Annotated in this window: 17 protein-coding genes and 1 tRNA gene; 8 read left to right on the top strand and 10 right to left on the bottom strand. The window is 69.3% G+C overall.

From position 1 onward, the window contains the following. The coding region (locus tag AABM41_07495; protein MEK6192152.1) for a hypothetical protein at window positions 1–2,403 on the top strand (2,403 nt) is incomplete at its 5' end. A gap of 13 nt (window positions 2,404–2,416) precedes the next feature. On the opposite strand, the gene AABM41_07490 is transcribed toward AABM41_07495, so the two are convergent. Further along, window positions 2,417–3,340, bottom strand: a complete 924-nt coding sequence (locus tag AABM41_07490; GenBank protein ID MEK6192151.1) for a TIGR03621 family F420-dependent LLM class oxidoreductase — start codon at window positions 3,338–3,340, stop codon at window positions 2,417–2,419. 68 nt (window positions 3,341–3,408) lie between these two features. On the opposite strand from AABM41_07490, the gene AABM41_07485 reads away from it, so the two are divergent. Next, window positions 3,409–3,894, top strand: coding sequence for a nucleoside deaminase (locus tag AABM41_07485; protein ID MEK6192150.1), 486 nt, complete (start codon window positions 3,409–3,411; stop codon window positions 3,892–3,894). Window positions 3,895–3,917: 23 nt separating this feature from the next. Beyond that, window positions 3,918–4,622 (top strand): DUF2461 domain-containing protein, encoded by a 705-nt coding sequence (locus tag AABM41_07480; protein MEK6192149.1) that lies wholly within the window; start codon window positions 3,918–3,920, stop codon window positions 4,620–4,622. A 28-nt stretch (window positions 4,623–4,650) separates the two neighbouring features. On the opposite strand, the gene AABM41_07475 is transcribed toward AABM41_07480, so the two are convergent. Then, a complete protein-coding gene (locus AABM41_07475; GenBank protein MEK6192148.1) occupies window positions 4,651–4,884 on the bottom strand; it encodes a hypothetical protein in 234 nt (77 codons plus the stop codon). A 75-nt stretch (window positions 4,885–4,959) separates the two neighbouring features. On the opposite strand from AABM41_07475, the gene AABM41_07470 reads away from it, so the two are divergent. Beyond that, complete coding sequence (locus AABM41_07470) at window positions 4,960–5,142, top strand: hypothetical protein (protein MEK6192147.1); 183 nt, start codon at window positions 4,960–4,962, stop codon at window positions 5,140–5,142. A gap of 204 nt (window positions 5,143–5,346) precedes the next feature. Here AABM41_07470 and AABM41_07465 read toward each other — a convergent pair whose 3' ends face one another. The 3 genes from AABM41_07465 to AABM41_07455 form a co-directional block, all read right to left on the bottom strand. Continuing rightward, window positions 5,347–6,111, bottom strand: a complete 765-nt coding sequence (locus AABM41_07465; GenBank protein ID MEK6192146.1) for a hypothetical protein — start codon at window positions 6,109–6,111, stop codon at window positions 5,347–5,349. Window positions 6,112–6,449: 338 nt separating this feature from the next. Then, window positions 6,450–6,522: transfer RNA gene (locus AABM41_07460), tRNA-Gly, on the bottom strand. Between the two features lie 179 nt (window positions 6,523–6,701). Beyond that, window positions 6,702–7,031 carry a hypothetical protein gene (locus tag AABM41_07455; GenBank protein ID MEK6192145.1) on the bottom strand — a complete coding sequence of 110 codons (330 nt, stop codon included), beginning with the start codon at window positions 7,029–7,031 and terminating at the stop codon, window positions 6,702–6,704. A gap of 110 nt (window positions 7,032–7,141) precedes the next feature. Here AABM41_07455 and AABM41_07450 point away from each other — a divergent pair, with 110 nt between their 5' ends. Next, window positions 7,142–7,507 carry a cupin gene (locus AABM41_07450; protein MEK6192144.1) on the top strand — a complete coding sequence of 122 codons (366 nt, stop codon included), beginning with the start codon at window positions 7,142–7,144 and terminating at the stop codon, window positions 7,505–7,507. On the opposite strand, the gene AABM41_07445 is transcribed toward AABM41_07450, so the two are convergent. Then, window positions 7,508–7,993 (bottom strand): DinB family protein, encoded by a 486-nt coding sequence (locus AABM41_07445; protein ID MEK6192143.1) that lies wholly within the window; start codon window positions 7,991–7,993, stop codon window positions 7,508–7,510. Further along, entirely contained in the window at window positions 7,993–9,015 is a 1,023-nt protein-coding gene (locus AABM41_07440) for a fumarylacetoacetate hydrolase family protein (GenBank protein ID MEK6192142.1), read from the bottom strand. The genes AABM41_07445 and AABM41_07440 overlap by 1 nt, the downstream gene beginning before the upstream one ends. A 78-nt stretch (window positions 9,016–9,093) precedes the next feature. On the opposite strand from AABM41_07440, the gene AABM41_07435 reads away from it, so the two are divergent. Beyond that, window positions 9,094–10,743, top strand: coding sequence for a diguanylate cyclase (locus AABM41_07435; protein ID MEK6192141.1), 1,650 nt, complete (start codon window positions 9,094–9,096; stop codon window positions 10,741–10,743). 15 nt (window positions 10,744–10,758) lie between these two features. Here AABM41_07435 and AABM41_07430 read toward each other — a convergent pair whose 3' ends face one another. From AABM41_07430 to AABM41_07420, 3 genes are all read right to left on the bottom strand, one after another. Then, window positions 10,759–11,841 carry an alpha/beta hydrolase-fold protein gene (locus AABM41_07430; protein ID MEK6192140.1) on the bottom strand — a complete coding sequence of 361 codons (1,083 nt, stop codon included), beginning with the start codon at window positions 11,839–11,841 and terminating at the stop codon, window positions 10,759–10,761. Window positions 11,842–12,106: 265 nt separating this feature from the next. Then, a complete protein-coding gene (locus AABM41_07425; GenBank protein ID MEK6192139.1) occupies window positions 12,107–12,301 on the bottom strand; it encodes a YHS domain-containing protein in 195 nt (64 codons plus the stop codon). A 3-nt stretch (window positions 12,302–12,304) separates the two neighbouring features. Beyond that, window positions 12,305–14,677 (bottom strand): heavy metal translocating P-type ATPase, encoded by a 2,373-nt coding sequence (locus AABM41_07420; GenBank protein ID MEK6192138.1) that lies wholly within the window; start codon window positions 14,675–14,677, stop codon window positions 12,305–12,307. Between the two features lie 192 nt (window positions 14,678–14,869). On the opposite strand from AABM41_07420, the gene glgA reads away from it, so the two are divergent. Both glgA and AABM41_07410 read left to right on the top strand, forming a co-directional pair. After that, window positions 14,870–16,069 (top strand): glycogen synthase, encoded by a 1,200-nt coding sequence (gene glgA / locus AABM41_07415; GenBank protein ID MEK6192137.1) that lies wholly within the window; start codon window positions 14,870–14,872, stop codon window positions 16,067–16,069. Then, a complete protein-coding gene (locus tag AABM41_07410; protein ID MEK6192136.1) occupies window positions 16,066–17,454 on the top strand; it encodes an amidohydrolase family protein in 1,389 nt (462 codons plus the stop codon). Before glgA ends, AABM41_07410 begins: the two co-directional genes overlap by 4 nt. Window position 17,455: the final 1 nt, after the last annotated feature.

Raw genomic sequence — 17,455 nt, 5'->3', positions numbered from 1 at the left:
ACGGTCCACATCCGGGGGGGCACGGTCACCATTGCCGCCGGCACGACCCTGACCGTAACCGGCAGCCTGGAGCTGTTCAGCGGCACCCTCAACCAGGGCGGCGCCACCGGCACCCTGGCCGCCCAGGGCGACATCTTCGCCCGGGTCGGCTTCACCGGGGGTGGGACGGCCCTCCTGCTCATCAACGGCTTGGGGCCCCAGACGATGACCGGCTTCCACACCGCGCTCGCCGGCGCGATGCCCAACGTCGACATCAACAAGACCTCCGGCGTCCTGACGATCACCGGCACCCTGCGCACCGGCCGCAACTGGACCTTCACCAACGCGCCCCCCGGTGGCCTGGTCGTGACCGGCAGCACCCTGATCTTCACGGGCAGCGGCAGCACCACCATCACCGGCAGTCACACGCTGAATAACGTCGACATCCGGGGTGGCACGATCACCATCGCGGCCGGCACCACCCTGACCGTGGCCGGCACGTTGACCCTGACCGATGGCAACCTGGAAGGCGGCACCATCGCAGCCCTGGGCGACATCGCGTTGGCAGCCGCCTTTGACGGGGAGACAGGCATCGTTCGCATCGCTGGCATCGTGGACCAGACCTTCACCGGTGCGGCCAATACGACAACAAGCGACATGGCGAACGTCGTCATCGACAAATCGGGCGGGACGCTCTTCCTGGTCGGGACTATCCGCATGACCACATCCTCGTGGACCTGGCTCCAGGGCGCGGTCAACCCTGGCACCAGCACCGTGTACTTCGACACGGCGGTCACGATCAGCGGGACCCATACGCTGAACAACGTCTACATGAGCGGTGGGGCCCACACCGTGGGCGGTGGCGTGCCCACTGCGGGCGGGACGCTGACCCTGGACAATGGCACGATCGACGGCGGCACGTTCGGCGCCGCGGGGTCCATCGACCAGCTGTCGACCTTCGATGGCGGCTCCGGCACGCTGGAGATCAACGGCGCCACGGACCAGACCTTCACCGGGACGGCCACCCTGGCCCTCGGCGACCTGCCCAACGTGGTCATCGACAAGTCCGGCGGGACGCTCTTCCTGGTCGGCACCCTCCGGATGGACGGCGGCAGCTGGACGCACGTCGCCGGCTCGGTTGACGCCGGAACCAGCCTGGTCGTGTTCGCGGGCACAAACACCTTGGCCGCTGGTGGCATGAGCTTCAACGACCTCACTGTCAACGGAGGCACCACCACGCTAGGCGAGGACCTGAACGTGCTGGGAGACCTGGCCATCGCTGCCGGGACCCTGAGTGGAGGGGGCACGACCATTACGGTCGGCGGCGACGTGACCGTCGACGGGGCTTTCACCCCAGGTACCGGCCTGCTGGTGATGAACGGGGTGGCGCCCCAGATCCTCGGCGGCGCAGCCGCCAGCATCGGTCTGTTTGACTTTACTGTGACCAATGCCGCCGGAGTCACCGTCACGACCGCCGTCTCGGTGGCCGGCACCCTGGCCCTGAGCGGACCACTCGACATCAGCGGGCAGACCCTGGGCATCGCGAACCCCATAGCCGGCACGCCCACCAACCTGACCGGGGATCCGCTGTCCTCGCTGGTCGTGTCGGGGACCGGCGCGGGAATCGTCATTCCCTCCAGCCTGCCGGTGCTGGCCAACCTGACCCTGGACAACCCGAATGGGGCGACCCTGACCGCCCCGATGACGATCGGAACGCTCCTGACGCTGACCGATGGGGTCCTCGACGCGGGCGTCTGGGTGGTGGTTATTGATCCGGCCGCATCGGTGGCGCGCACCGCGGGCCACGTCAGCGGGGAGCTCCGCAAGACGATCCCGCTCGGCGCGGGCGTGGCGGCCACGTTCGAGATCGGCGACGCGACGACCTATGCGCCGGTCAGCCTGCTGTTCGGCGTCGTGTCCGGGTCGGGCACCATCACGGCCTCAACCACCCCCGGCGAGCACCCGAGCATCGGCTCCTCGGTCATCAACCCGGCCCGAGACGTCAACCGCTGGTGGTCGCTGGTCAACGCCGGGACCACCTTCGACGCGTTGACAGCGACCTTCACCTTTGACCCAGCCGATGTCGATTCGGGCGCCTCGACGGCCGCATTCGTGGTCGCCAAATGGGACGGCGCCTGGGTCCTGCCCATCTCGGGCGCGGCGCTGCCGACTTCCATCACGGCCTACGGAATGACCTCGCTCAGCGAGTTCGCGGTCGGCGAAGTGGAGTCGGCAGACCTGCCCGACACGGCCCAGGGCATGGCCGTTCCAGCGCCAGCGGTGTTCGTGGCCAGTCTCCTGGCGGCGCTCATGGTGCTGGCGGGGCTGGCCTTCCCGTCCATGCGAGCTCGCCACCGCACCACGCCGGTTGCCGCGTCGCCTCGAGGGGAATGGGAGACCTTCTGGCAGGAGCGCTTCCGTTGAGCGCCCTGGACGCCTAGCGCCCGGTCATGTCCTCGACCAGGGGGGCCATCGACTCCATGGCGGGCTGGGGGATGGCGTAGAAGCTGATCCCCAGCCGATCCCGGCGGCGCTCGAGGATTTCACGCAGGCGCGCCCGCGTGCCGTGCAGCGCATAGGGTGAGCCGACCATTCCGACGACCGCGGCCATGCCACCCGCCACCAGGGACGCGCCGACCGAGCTCCGGCTGCCCACCATCCCAGCCACGGCGATGAACACGTTCAGTTCCAGCTGGTCGAACCGATCGCCCGCAGCCGTCCTTACGGTGGCCACCTTCTCGACCAGGGCGCCTTCAGTGGCCTGCCGCAGGATCGGGCGGCCGGCAGCGTTGAACTGAGGGACGAAGCTCACGATGTCCGCCTCGCGTGCGGCCAGGCGCAGCATGCGCGGCCCACCGCCGCCGAGCATGATCGGGGGCCGCGGCTGCTGGACGGGCCGCGGGGAGAGCTGGGCGCGCTCCACTCGGTAATGCGGGCCCGCGTGGGTGACCGTCTCGCCCGCGAAGAGGCGCTTGATGATCCCGAGCGCCTCGGCCAGGCGGTCGATCCGGCGCCCGGCCGGGTCGTACGCCACCCCCAGCTGGCGATAGTCGCTGACGCGCCAGCCGGCCCCGATCCCGAACTCCAGTCGCCCTCCGGATACCGCATCCAGGGTGGCGGCCTCACGGGCGAGCAGCAGTGGGTGGCGGTAGTCGTTGGCGAAGACGTATGAGCCGATGCGCAGGCGCGTCGTCACGGCCGCGGCCGCCGCCAGGGCAGGCACCGGCGACAGCTGACGGGTCAGGTGATCCGGCACCAGCAACACGCTATATCCCAAGTCTTCGGCACTACGGGCCATGGCCAGCCACGCCTCACCGGTCCCGACCCAGCCGGCGGTCAGCCCAAAGCGAAACGGGTGCATGGCCCGCCGAGTCTACGGGCCGCCCGCGGCGTCGAGTAGATTCCGCGGAACACCCCGGAGGCCACCAGATGACCGATGCCGATCACCAGCGGTTCATGCGGAAGGCGATTGCCATGGCCCGGCAAAGCGCCATCTTGGATCGGACGGGAAGCCCCTTCGGCTGCCTTATCGTCCGCGACGGGGAGGTGGTGGGTGCCGGCGTCAACCAGGTCCTCGCCAATCAGGACCCGACCAGTCACGGTGAGATCGTGGCCATCCGCGACGCCTGCCGGAGGCTGGGCACCCATGACCTGAGCGGCTCCATCGTCTACACCAGCTGCGAGCCGTGCCCCATGTGCTACGCAGCGGCATGGTGGGCTCGGGTCGATGCCGTCTATTACGCCTCAACCATCCAGGACGCCCTCGACTTCGGTGACTTCGACGACAAGCCGATCTACGATGCCATCGCCCAGCCCGGACCCGATCGCGCCGTCCCCGCGCGCGAGCTCCTGCGCGACGAGATGGTTGAGGTCTGGAAGGAGTTCCACGCCATCCCGGGCCACATCCACTACTGACCGATCCGCCCTGCGAGGTACCGATGGCCACCGCGTTCGCCGGCTTCCAACCTGAGGCCCTCCACTTCCTGATCGAGCTGGCGTTGAACAACGACCGCGCCTGGTTCCAGGCCCGCAAGGCCGAGTACGAGCGACTGCTCAAGGAGCCACTCGAGGCCCTGTGCATGGCGCTGGGCGAGCGATTTGAAGCGCGTGGGCTCCCGCTCCGGGCCGATGTCCGCTCCCCGTTCCGCATCTACCGCGACGTCCGCTTCTCAAAGGACAAGTCGCCGTACAAGACCCATGTCAGCGCCAGCTTTCCGTGGGCGCCGGACGGCGCACCGGCGCTGCCTCGGAGCCGCACCGAATCGGTGCATCACGTGGGCGGGTACTTCCACTTCGAGCCCGACGAGGGCTACGTTGGGGGAGGGATGTGGCATCCGGAGCGCCCGCTCCTGGAGGCGTGGCGCAACACGGTTGCGACCGACGCGCCTCGCGTACATGCCGCCATCGACGATCGGGCATTCGTGAAGGAGTTCGGCGAGGTCGACGGTGATCGGCTGATGCGAACTCCACCCGGCTACGCGGCAGACCACCCCGACGCGGCGTTGCTCAAGCTCAAGGACGTGACGTTCGGCCGCCGGGTCTCCGACGAGGAAGTCCTGTCGCCTGACCTGCCGGACATGCTGGCCGATACCTTCGCAAAAGCCTTGCCCGTGTTCCGCCTCCTGGCGTCGCTCAGGATGTGATCGTCATCAAAGGGGCAACGGGGGACGATCACGCGCTGAGTCGCCTCCGGATCTCGCGCTCGTACTCGGGGAAGTAGCGGGAGATCTCCGGAAGGTCGAAGCTGCGGAGAATCGACTCTCGCGGCTCTCGCTCGAGCAGGAAGGCGAAGGAGGCCTCTACCAATTGTTCCACGCTGGTTCCTGCCGGCGCGAGCCGAACGAGATCTTCGCCAGAGACCGCCACCTGGTGCCGGGTAATGGCCGGATCGTCCCCGATAGTCACGCTGCAACGCCAATCATCGCCGTCCGGTTCGCAGCTCACGGTGATCAACGTTCGCCTCCGATTACACTCGGTGTCGTGAAACGCACGCGCATCCGAGAACAAGACGAGGCCGTGGCGCGAGAACAGGCGGATCGTCGCCGCGAGGACCTGCTCGCGCGGCTGAAGGCTCAAGAAGCGGCGACCCGGAAGCCCGCGGACGTGCCGACGCCGGACGACGAGGCTGCGCCTGCCGCCACCGAACCTCCACCGGACACCTAGGCATTGGAGCGGGAGACGGGGATCGAACCCGCGACATTCAGCTTGGAAGGCCGCGACGTCTGAGCGCTGTGGCAGGGAGCGTGGGGAGCTCGAGCGAAACGCGTCCAGTTATCGTGTGGTCACGAGGGCCTCGCCGACCGGCTAGTAGTCGCCTAGGAGGTCCTCACCGCACGGCTGGCGGCCACCGCCGGGGCTGCGGACCGCTCAGCGCGCCCAGATGACGTGGGTGTAGACCCGCTGGCCGTTTCCGAGGTCCAGCACATAGAGGCTGACCCCAGACGCTTGCGAGCCGCGAACGAGTTGGCCCCACGAGGCGGGAGCGTTCCCCGGCTCCCCGGCCGCCGCAACCTGCCCCACTGTCGAGGTGCTGTCGAAGTGCTCGTAAATAGTCTCGAGCTGCTCGTAGTCGTGCAGGTTGGGGTGCTCGTTGGACAGATCGGTTGGCGAGGCACCACCGGCGCCGCCATCGGGATCGTTGGTGTAGTCCATGCACGACCCCAGGTTCGGGTTGTTGAAGATCTCGTCCTGGTGGTCGAGCCCGAAGTCGTGCGCGATCTCCTGGCACATCACCAAGCGACGCCAAGCCGGGGAGTTGTAGGTCGCGGTGTTGAAATAGGTGTCGTTGACCCTGGTGGTGGCCTGCGTGATGTGGCTTCCGCGCACCCAGATCTGTGCCACGCCGAGCCAGCCGGTGGAGCCATAGCTGGCGCTGCAGGCCTCGATCCGTCCTGCGGTCGGCCGGCAGTTCTTCCCCCTCGCCCGGCCAGCTGTTTCTGCCAGCTGGAGGACCGTCGATTCATTCCAGTCGACGATGGCCTCGTCGAGGTACTGGTCCCAAGTAGTCGAGACGTTGTAGCCCACGAGCAGCGTAAATGAATTGCTCGTCCTCGCCCAGTGGTAGCTGCCCCAGGAATGGTCGGCGGCCGCTGCGCTGGGGAAGGCGGCGATCAACACCAAGACCAGGCCCATGGCGAGCCTGCCTCCACGAGGAGCCTTGATCATCGGGGGATCTCTCTTTTCTGCTCGACCGTTGGTTGTGGCCATTCGCCGGATGAACGAACGCCCCCACAGTATGCGCGGCAGGCGCGCCCGTTGCTAGTGCTCCGGACCGCACCTGGCCTCATCTCCCTCGGGCGGCGAAGCGGGTACGGATTCATGATCTTCCCAGGAGAGGGGGCGAGCCTCCCACGGTTGGGCACACCGGTCTGGATGCCACCGGAGACCAGCCCGTGTTCGCGATCAACCCTGAATTGGGACATGCAGTCGTCGTCCTGACCGAGCAAAGGCGTCGGGCCACATGAGAGGTGAGCGGGAGACGGGGATCGAACCCGCGACATCGACCTTGGAAGGGTCGCGCTCTGCCAGCTGAGCTACTCCCGCGCTGACACTCCCGTGCGCCTGGCGAGGGTCCGGGAGCGGTGACAGTTCGCGCAGACGATATCGCAGTTCGCCGCCTCCGCCAAGATCTGCGTCGCGCCGGCTCGGGCCAACTGAGCTACTCCCGCCCGCCACCACGATCTACCGATGCGCGTTCCCCGACAGGATTCGGGCAGCCCAGCTCAAGGGCCGACGTTGACGATGGTGTCGCCTCCGAACACGTACGGCTCATCGGTCTGGTATGCGTCGGCCTGTTGGTTCCAGGCTTCGAAGCGGGGATCGCTGTCGTGAACGTGGTGACCTTCATCGGTGGCGAAGATGGCGACCACCAGGTACTGTGCCGCGCCGGCGACCTTCTTGGTGCTGACATCGAGACGGCTCAAGGTCGCCATCACCAGGAGCCCGCGTGCATGCAGGTCCTGCCAGATCGGCGCTTCCATGGCTCGAAACCCGCGTTCAAACTCCTCCGATTGGTCCTCGCCGACATTCAGCACGATGCCGATGGTCTGCATTGGCGTTTCCTCGTCGCGGTGAGCGGGATTTCGCCGCCCAAGGCTGACCCTGGGCTGGCCTGAGGGGGTACCGTGCGGCCAACGTAATCCCTATCGGTCTGGAGCACCAGATGGCCATCACCGTCAAAAGCCTGGACACCCCCGACCAGGCCTACGACTTCGGCGAGGCGGGCCGGTATGACATCTCGATCATCGGCGACTCGATGGTCGCCCGATCCGTCCTGAACCCGGGCTGGAGCTGGGACGAGCACGTCAAGCCCTACGCCGAGGGTGCGGAGAGCTGTCCAGAGACCCACCACGAGTACGTCATCTCTGGCCGCATCCGCTACTTGACCGATGAGGGGGAGGAAGTCGACGCAGGGCCCGGAGATCACCTGGTCATCGGACCCGGCCACCGCGCCTGGGTGGACGGCCCCGAACCGTGCGTGGTGGTCGACATGGAGATCGGCGAGACCGAGGACGACGGGGAAGACTGATCAGGCCGAATCGGCGGCCAGCTTCTCGAGCTGGTCGGCGTGCTCCTCCAGGTGGCTGACGACGAACCGATCGAGGATCTCAGCCACCGTCATCTCGCCCCGCCGCTCATGCAGCCCGCGCGCCGACCACTGCGCCTCGGATAGCCGCGCCAAGTAGGTCCGCAGCAGCATCAACGCGCCTGCCAGGCGGGCCATCTGCTCGGTCGGAGGCTCGTTGCGGCCGGCCTCGATGGCGCCCGCCCGCCCTGGATCTTCGGTCGTGCGCCCGAAGGGCACCGGTTCGGCGCCCGCACCGGCGAGCACCCGCTCGATCTCGCCCTGCCAGTAGGGGACGAACTCCGCCACGTGGGCCCAGGCCTGGCCGACGTCCCAGCGCTCGCCGGTGGCCGGGTCGGCATCGGTCAGGCCCGGCGGCGGACGTTCCGCGAACGCGGCCAGGCGGCCCTCGGCCACCGCCATCCGGGCCAGCAGACCCATGTGCTGCATCACGACACGCTCCTCTGTTCAGACCGCTCGACGATCGGCGTCCGCAGCTCCCCCAGCCGCTCGATGCGCAGCACCACTTCGTCCCCCGGCTCGAGCCAGCGCCCGAACCGCTCGTCCTTCACCTCCAGCAGGCAGCCGCTCCCCACGGTCCCGCTGCCGATCAGGTCCCCGGGCCGTAGCCGCACGTCGGCCGAGGCCCGGGCCAGCATCTCGCCGAATGAAAAGTGCGCCGCCGACCACGTCCCGCGGCTGATCTCCTCCCCGTTGATATCGGCCGTCATGACCAGGTTGTATCCCGTTTTCGTGCGGGCATCGGTCAGCTCGTCGGGGGTGACCAGCCAGGGACCGATGCTGGTGGCGAAGTCCTTGCCCTTGGCCGGGCCCAGTCGGACTGTCGTCTCCTCGCGTTGGAGGTCACGCGCCGACCAGTCGTTGAGGACCATATAGCCGCCGATGGCCTCCTCGGCCTGGTCTGCTGCCAGGTCGACGGCCGCGGTGTCGACCAGCGCCCCCACCTCCAGCTCATAGTCGAGCTCAGTCGATCCGGGCGGGGCCCACACTGGCTCGCCGGGGCCGCGGATCTCGGATGTGTTGCCGAAGTAGAAGATCGGCAGCCGGTACCACGCCTCCGGGATGTCGTGGCCGCGACGCCGCCACATCGTGCCTACGTGCTGCTCAAAGGCGTAGAAGTCCCGGAGCGATGGCGGCCTGAGGATGGGCGGCCCAAAGACCAGCTCGGCGGCGTCCCAGATGCCTTCGTCCGCGTCCACTGCGGGCGTGTATCCGTCCACGATCTCTGCCAGGGCCTCCACCCGGAGGCCGCGCGCGAGATGCGCGTCCAGGGTGGTCACTGGCTGCCGAAACAGCACTGAGTTGTGGGCCCGTCGCGGATCGTCGCCGACCAGGACCTCGCGCGCGTGCTCCAGATCCAGCCAGCGGGTCGCCCCTGCGTCGCGGGCGGCGGCCATCCGCAACCCGGTCCCGATGGGGGCGTTCCGCTCGCGAACGTGGGCGATCCGCATCGAGGCGGAGTGTACGCGGCCCCATCGGTACTTCCGGCTCATGGTGCGTTGCTGGGGGGTTGGGTACGGTTTGGCCGGATGACCGAGTTGGTTGACCGGGGGGTCGCCGAACGGCCGGTGGCCGGTGTGCCCGACGCCCGGCGGCTGACCCGTGTCCGGCACGCCAGCACGCGCCTGGCGAGCGGGCGCCGCAAGAGCGTGCGCCGCATGGCTCGCGACGCGCCCCTGTGGTACACCGCCCTCCTGGCGCCGGTCGCGTTGGCCGTGTCGTCGGTGACCCACGTTACCGAGGATACGGTCATGGTCCTGATCCTCAGCCCCATTTTCCTGGGCCTCCAAGCCGTTGCGGGCCTGGTCCCGGCCCGACATCGGTTCCTCACGCCGCATGGGTGGTCGCTCCTGCGGCTGACCATCGCGCTGCTGTTCGTGTGGGCTCTCGTGAACACCGTGGGCGGACCCGCGCGACCCCTGTTCCCGCTGTATCTGCCGGTCGTGGTGGCCGCCGCCGCCCTGGGGCCCTGGCAGGCCGCCGTCATCGGCTTCACGGCCGCCGTCATCTACCTCGTACCCGAGCTGGCCAGCCTGGCCAATGCCGCCAATCCGCTGGCCCTGACCGAAGTGACGCCGCGCGGCGTGGCCCTGGTCGGCGTGTCCACCGTGCTCGCAATAGGCACCCGGCGACTCGTGTCGCAGCTGGAGCAGATCAATGACCAATTCCGGACGACCGCCATGTCCGAGCGGCGTCGGTCGCGGCAGATCGCCGGTCTGGAGCAGGTCAGCCGGCTGCTGGTCACCTCCGGCGCGACCCCCGAGCTGCTGGAGCGCGTGGCCGACGTCATGGTCCAACGCTTCGGGTATGCGCTGGCCGTGATCTTCATCGTCGAGGACGGAACCCTGAAGCTGGGCGCCCAGCGCGGGTATGACGTGGACATGTCGCAGTTCGACCCGCAGACCGGAGTCGTGGGCCGCGCCGCCCGCTCGGGCGAGGTCCAGCTGGTCCAGAACGTCAAGACCGATCCGGATTACGTCGTCGGCGATCCCCGCGTGGTGAGCGAGATCGCGGCACCCATGCTCCTGGACGGGGTCCTGCTGGGCGTGCTGAACATTGAATCCGCCTCTCCCGAGCCACTGGATCGCATCGACCGCGACCTGGTCACGACCATGGCCGGCAAGATCGCGGCTTCCCTGGCCTTGGCCCGCGACCGGCAGGCACTCGCCGACCTGTCGGTGCGCGACGGCCTGACCGGCCTCCACAACCGCCGCTTCTTCGACGACGCGGTTGCCCGGCTCCTCACCGCCCGGGACGCGACGCCCGAGTCGGAGCGGCGCCCGGTGTCCGCCATCCTGTTCGACCTCGACCATTTCGGGACGTTCAACAAGCTCCACGGCGTGCAGGTCGGCGACCAGGCGCTGCGGGTGTTCGCGCACGTCTTGCGCGACCGTCTGCGCCAGACCGACATGGTGGCCCGCTTCGGCGGCGAGGAGTTCGTGGTCGTCCTGGATGGGACGGACCGGGATCATGCGGTGGCGGTGGCCGAGGAGATCCGATCTCGACTGGCGTCGCGGACGATCGCCGCCGAGGACGGCGCGCCGCTGCGGCTCAGCGTGTCCGCCGGCTGTGCCGCGCTCGACGACGCGGAGCCCACCAGCGAGGCCCTGCTCCGCACCGCGGACGTGGCGCTGTCGATGGCCAAGCGGGGCGGCCGAGATCGGGTGGTCGCGGCCTAACCGGGCGTCCTCCGCCTAGCCGGACGGTCGTGTCGAGTCGGAGATCCGTTCCGCCAACCAGCCTATGGCCATCGGGTACCGATACTCGAGGTCCGCGTGCGTCCCCTCGAACAGCTCGAATCGGACGATCGGTTCCGTTACCCCGATGGCTGCCAGTTCGAGGCGGAAGGCTTCGGCACCCAGGTCGAGGTGCCACTCGTCCTTGCGCCCCGCATCGATCCAGATGCCGCGCAGGGCACGCAGGGCATCTGCGTGGCCGGCCACCATCCGAACCGGGTCGTTGGCGATCCATCGTTCCCAGACTTCGGGGACAAGGCGCCCCGTGGCAGGGTCGAATGGCAGGCGCACGGTACCGTCCGCATCGGTGGAGTAGCAGGCGGCCATGCACCACTCGTTGAGGAGGACCAGGTCGCCTGGGCGCATGACTCCGGGGCGAGCCCGGAAATCGGCCCAGAAGCGGTCGTACGAGCCGTCGTACCAGTCGCGCAACGCGCGCGCCGCCTCGCGGAATTCGGGCAGGTAGCAGACCTCGAACAATGCGTCGCCGGCGTGGGTGGCCAGCGCGCCGAATCGGTCCGGGCGAAGCATGGGCAGGACCATGGCTCCGTATCCGCCCGACGATTTGCCGGTGATTGCCCGGTGCGCCGGATCGGGGAGTGTCCGGTAGGTGGCATCGACCCAGGAGATGACCTCGTCGCATAGGTACGTCAGATAACTGCCTGTCCCCGGGGAGTCGAGGTATTGACTCCCGCCCAGGCTGGTCCAGCAGTCCACGAAGACGACGAGCGCCGGGGCCTGGTCGGGCGTGGCAAACAGCACGTCCACCAGTTCAGGGACACTGCGGCGGAACGCCTTGCGGGCCCGCCACATGTCAACCTGGCCCGTGAGGCCCTGGATCAGGTAGATGCTCGGGTAATGCCTGGTCGGGTTGTCCTCGTACCCGGGTGGCGTGTAGACCCAGACCGGGCGGCGGTTTGGGTCTCCCAGCGGGTTGCCGGTCAGTGCCTCTGAGTCGATTGCGTGCTCGTGGAGCTGCCCCTTCCAGTCGTGCTCCCATGGTGCCCCCAACCCTGAGCTGAGCCGCGGCCCGAGATCCACGCTCGCAGCCTACAGCGAACGGCTCCGACAGGGCCTACTGCGACAGGGCCTACTCGGACAGATGTACATAACACGTACGTATCGAACACGTTTCCCCTCGCAGGCCCCGAATCATGGCCATTCGGTGCATCGTGCGAACAAATCGGCCAGGAAATACGGCCAAACCGCGGTCTGCGGTCTACCGCCACCGATAAATGGGCCGATGAGTACATCTCGTGTACATCCGGCGCGACCTAAGAGTCGCGAGCTACATGCTGGGAAGCGGCTACATGCTTGGGAGGTAGTTGGGGTCGAGGTAGTGGCCCGGGTCGTCGCGGAAGTCGAGCAGGCAGCCGCGCCCGCAGAAGTAGTACGTGACCCCCACGTGCTCGGCCACCAGGCCCTTGGCCTCGGCCTGGGCTGGCTCCACGGACATCCCGCACACCGGGTCGTGAGGCAGGGTACCTATCCTGGTTTCCATCGGTCAGTCCTCCGAGTCGGTCAGATCGTTCCGATCAGTCAGATCGGTCACGTCGGTCGTGCGTTCAGCGTCGCGGGGCCGGAATCCTCGCAGCCGGAGTGAGTTGGTCACCACGCTCACGCTGGACAGGGCCATCGCACCCGCCGCCAGGGCGGGGTTCAGGGTCCAGCCCGTGAACGGGTACAGGATGCCGGCTGCGACCGGGATGAGCAGCACGTTGTAGCCGAACGCCCATACGAGGTTCTGGCGAATGATCCGCATCGTCGCCCGGGCCAGGCCGATGCTGGCCGGCACCGCCCGCAGGTCGTCCCCGACCAGGGTCACGTCGCTGGCTTCGACCGCCACGTCGGCCCCGGTGCCGATGGCGACCCCGAGGTCGGCCTGGGCCAGCGCCGGCGCGTCGTTGATGCCGTCGCCGACCATCGCCACCCGACGCCCGGTCGCCTGGAGCGTCTCGATCCTGGCCGCCTTCTCGCCCGGCTGGACCTCGGCCACGATCCGATCCGGGTCGATCCCCACCGCGGCGCCAATCGCGCGCGCCGCTGGCGCACGATCACCGGTCAGCAGCCACGGCTCGAGGCCAGCCGCACGCAGCTGCGCCACCGCGACCGGGGCCTCGGGCTTGATGCGGTCGGCGATGGTCAACAGACCCCGGAGCTCCCCGTCGACGGCGACCCAGACCGCGGTCTGGCCGGCGGCCGCGGCGGCGCGTTCCGCGTCGTCCAGGGACGACGCCGGGGGGGCGACGACCCCCGCGTCGGAAAGCAGTCGCGCGCTGCCGATGAGGACCGCGCGACCCTCCACCGTGGCGCGCACCCCACCTCCCGGTACGGCGGCGAACTCGGTCACCGTGGCGGAGTCCGCCACCACGCCTTCCTCTCCCGCACGGCGGACGATGGCCGAGGCCAGCGGATGCTCGCTTCCCCGTTCCGCGGCCCCGGCCACGAGCAGCAGCGCCCGAGCATCGGTCCCTAATGGGAACACGCCGGTCACCTTCGGTCGCCCCCGGGTGAGGGTCCCCGTCTTGTCGAAGACGACCGCCGAGATGCCCGCCGCTCGCTCGAGCGCGGCCCCGTCGCGGACCAGGATGCCGGCCTCGGCCCCCTTGCCGGCGCTCACCATCAGGGCGGTCGGGGTGGCCAGGCCCATCGCGCACGGGCAGGCGATGATCAAGACTCCGATCGCGCTGGACAGCGCCAGCGGCAAGCGCGGCTCGGGGCCGAGCGCCATCCAGGCGACGAACGTCAGGACCGCGACGAGCGCCACGGCCGGGACGAACCACGCCACCACCTGATCGACGAGGCGCTGGATCGGCGCCTTCGATCCCTGGGCCTGCTCCACCAGGCGCGCGATCTGGGCCAGGGTCGTGTCGGCGCCTACCCGGTCGGCGCGCAGGACGAAGCTGCCGTGCGCGTTGAGGGTGGCCCCGGTCACGCGGTCTCCCGGCGCCTTCTCCACGGGCAGCGGCTCCCCGGTCAGCATCGACTCGTCCACCGCGCTGGCTCCCTCGACCACTACGCCATCGACCGGGATTCGCTCACCCGGGCGGACCCGCACCGGGTCGCCCACCCGCACCTCGGCGAGTTGCACCTCCGTTTCGGCGCCGTCCCGGATGACCCGCGCCGTCTCCGGTCGGCGGCGCAGCAAGGCTCGCACGGCGCCCGCGGCCTGGCCCTTGGCCCGGGCCTCCAGCCAACGTCCGATGAGCACGAAGCCGATGATGATGGCCGCGGTCTCGTAGAACGTGTCGAGCGGCAGGCCGGCCGCCATGACCGCGTCCGGGAAGAGAGTGATAGCCACGGAGTAGGAGTACGCCGCCCCGGTGCCCATGACGACCAGGGTGTCCATGGTCAGCTCCCCGTGGGGCAGCCCGCGGAGCGCACGGGCCACGAAGCGCCGGCCCAGGACGAGCTGGACGAAGGTGGCCGGCACCAGCAGGACCAGGTTGAGCCGATCCATGGGCAGCGGCGCTCCGCCTGGCCACAGGGTCACCGCCATCATGGCCAGACCGATGATGGTGGCCGCCACCCCGTCACGCAGCAGCCCGCGCCGCTCCGCGGCCCGGGCCATCTCCACCGCGTCGAGCTCCGTCTCGGGGATCGTCGTGCCTGCCGTCGGCGTGGACTGGGGCCGGACGTCGTAGCCGGCCGCCTCGATCGCCCCGATGATCCCGGCCCGATCGATCCGGGCCGGGTCGTACCGGACCATGGCCTCTTCGCTGGCCAGGTTGACGGTCGCCGAGGTGACGCCGTCCGCCCGATTGAGGAACCGCTCGATGCGGTTCACGCAGCTCGCGCACGTCATGCCCTCCACCGGGAGGCTGAGCTCGGCTCTGGTGTCGGTGGCGGTTTGGGTGTCGGCGGGCGCGGTCGTCATCGGTCCATCCACGGTATCCGTCCGATACTATGGGGGAGTATCCGTCCAGACGTCAATTGCCCCTCGGCGGCGGTGGCCGCGTGTCACAACCCTTCGTGACATCGTGCGGCGCGATAGCGCGATAGCACGAATGACTGTGATGCCACCAGCTGAGCCGCGGACCCACCCGGTCAGGCGTTGTAGGCTCCGCCCGTGCGTGTCGTGGTCCTGACCAACGAGTTCCCGCCCAACGTGTACGGCGGTGCCGGGGTCCATGTCACGGAGCTGACGAATGCGCTTCGGGGCAAGATCGAGCTCGACATCCGCACCTTCGGGGAGCAGCACCAGGACGAGCCGGGCTGGCGGGTTCGCGGCTATCCCGCCACCCTGGACGCCGGAAACGCGCCAGATCCCTTGCGCCCGGTGCTGGCCGCCTTCAGCCGAAATCTGGCCATGGCGGCCGACCCGCCGACGGCCGACCTGGTCCACTGCCACACCTGGTACACCCACCTGGGAGGGCTGATGATCGCCCAGGCCTACGGCATGCCATTGGTCGTGACCGTCCACTCCCTCGAGCCCCTGCGACCCTGGAAGCGCGAGCAGCTGGGCGGCGGCTACGACGTCTCGGCCTGGGTGGAGCGGCAGGCCCTGGAGCAGGCGGATGCCGTCATCGCGGTCAGCGCCGCGGCCCGCACCGACGTGTTGGAGCACTTCGCCACCGACCCCGCCCGGGTCCAGGTCGTCCACAACGGAATCGACACCGTCGCGTTCGCACCCGACACCGGGCGCGATGCGATGGCCCGTTTCGGCATCGACCCTGCGACCACGTACGTCCTGTTCGTGGGCCGCATCACGCGCCAGAAAGGCATCACCACCCTGATCCAAGCCATTCCGCATCTGGATTCGCGGATCGGCGTGGTGCTGGCCGCCGGCCAGCCCGACACCCCGGAGCTGGCGGCCGAGGTGGAGCAGGGCGTCGCCGCTGCACGGGCCGCATCCCCCCACCGGCCGATCCATTGGATCCCCGAGCACCTGGACCGACCCACCGTCCGTCAGCTGTACAGCCACGCCGCGGTGTTCGCCTGCCCATCGGTCTACGAGCCGTTCGGGATCACCAACCTGGAGGCCATGGCATGCGGCGTGCCGGTGGTGGCCACCCGGGTGGGCGGCATTCCCGAGGTGGTCGTCCACGGGCGAACCGGTCTCCTGGTCGAACCCCCGGATGACCCGATGGGGCCTGGCGGCGTGGACCGCGTGGCGCATGATCTTGCCGCGGCCATCAACGCGCTCGTCGCCGATCCGGCGCGGCGCGCCGCCATGGGCGAGGCGGGGCGTCTGCGCGCGGTCGAGCAGTTCAGCTGGGCCTCGGTGGCCAGCAGGACCGTGGAGGTCTACGAGGCCGTCGTCGGATGAGCGGTCCCGATCCGTCCCGCATCTCGCGCCGCCGCCTGCTCCAGCTGGGGGTGCTCACCCCGGCCGCGTTTCTGGCGGCCTGTGCCGAGACGCTGGTCCCCACCCTGAGCCCAACCCCACGTCCGACGCGTTCGCCCGCGGCGCGGCCGAGTCCCAGCCCCAGCCCCACGCCGTCAGCCACGCCCATGCCTATCCTTTTGCCCGGTGCGCCGGTCCTGTATCGCGGCGCCGCTCTCGCCGACGGCCGCTCGCCCACGCTCCAGCGGAACGTCAGCGTCCTGGTGGAGAACGGCGTCGTGGTGTGGATCCGTCCCGCGGGGGGCGAGGAGGATCCCCGGGGAGCCGCGGTCGTTGACGCCGCCGGCGCCACCATCGTGCCGGGCCTGGTCGATGCACACTCCCATCTCACCGGCGCCGGCGGCGTCAACTGGATTGAGCGCTTCAACGACCCACCCGCCGTCCTGGCCGCGACCGGGGAAGCGAACGCGGCCCTGGCCTGGCAGTACGGCGTGCGCTGGCTGCGTGACGTGGGCAGCCCCATCGTCAGCGACCCGGTCGACGGTCGCCGGCGGGCCGCATCCCTTGGCGTGCGGGACCGCCTCGCGGGACGTGCCGGCTTCCCGGCCATCCGGGCTGCCGGCAGCTGGGTCACCCGCGCCGGCTCACTGCCCGGACGGATCAGCGCCGAGGCCGCCAACGCCGATCAGCTGCTGGCCGTGGCCCTCCAGCAGCTGGACGACGGCGCGGACCTCGTGAAGCTGTACCTGGAGGGCCCAGATCCCAACGCGACACCGTGGTCCATCGACGAAACCCGTCGCGTGGTTGATGCGGTGCACGCCCGCGGTGCCCGCGTGGCGGCTCATGCCGGGCGTATCGCGAGCATCCGGGTCGCAGTTGAGGCCGGTGTCGACACTGTGGAACATGGTTTCGAGCTCGACGCCTACACCGCGCGCCGGATGCGGGACACCGGCACGATGCTCGTCTCGACCCTGACCGTTCTTCACTCGTGGCTGAGCTTTTCGGCCACCACCACCGTCCCGTTCTTCTCCGCGACCGGCGCCGCGAGCCGGATCGGCGACGAGTTGGAGGCGGCCGAAGCGAGCGTCCGGAACGCGCGCGCGGCCGGAGTAGCCATCGCGGCCGGCTCCGACGCTGGCGGGGGATCGGCGCGCGCGAACCACATCCCGTGGGAGTTTCAGTCGCTCATCGCGGCCGGCCTCGAGCCGGTGGAGGCCCTGGCCGCGGTCACCTGGCGCGGCGGGGAGGCCCTGGGGGAGCCGGACGCGGGCGTCATTCGCGAGGGCGGCCCGGCGCACTTCTTCCTGGTCCACGGCGACCCGCTGGCCGATAGCGGAGCCATCTGGCGCATCTGGCGCCACGCCTGAC

Source organism: Chloroflexota bacterium (genome assembly GCA_038040195.1).
In the GTDB taxonomy this organism is placed as follows: domain Bacteria; phylum Chloroflexota; class Limnocylindria; order QHBO01; family QHBO01; genus DASTEQ01.
Note: the sequence above shows the minus strand (reverse complement) of the source record. Positions and strands in the feature narration are given on the sequence as shown.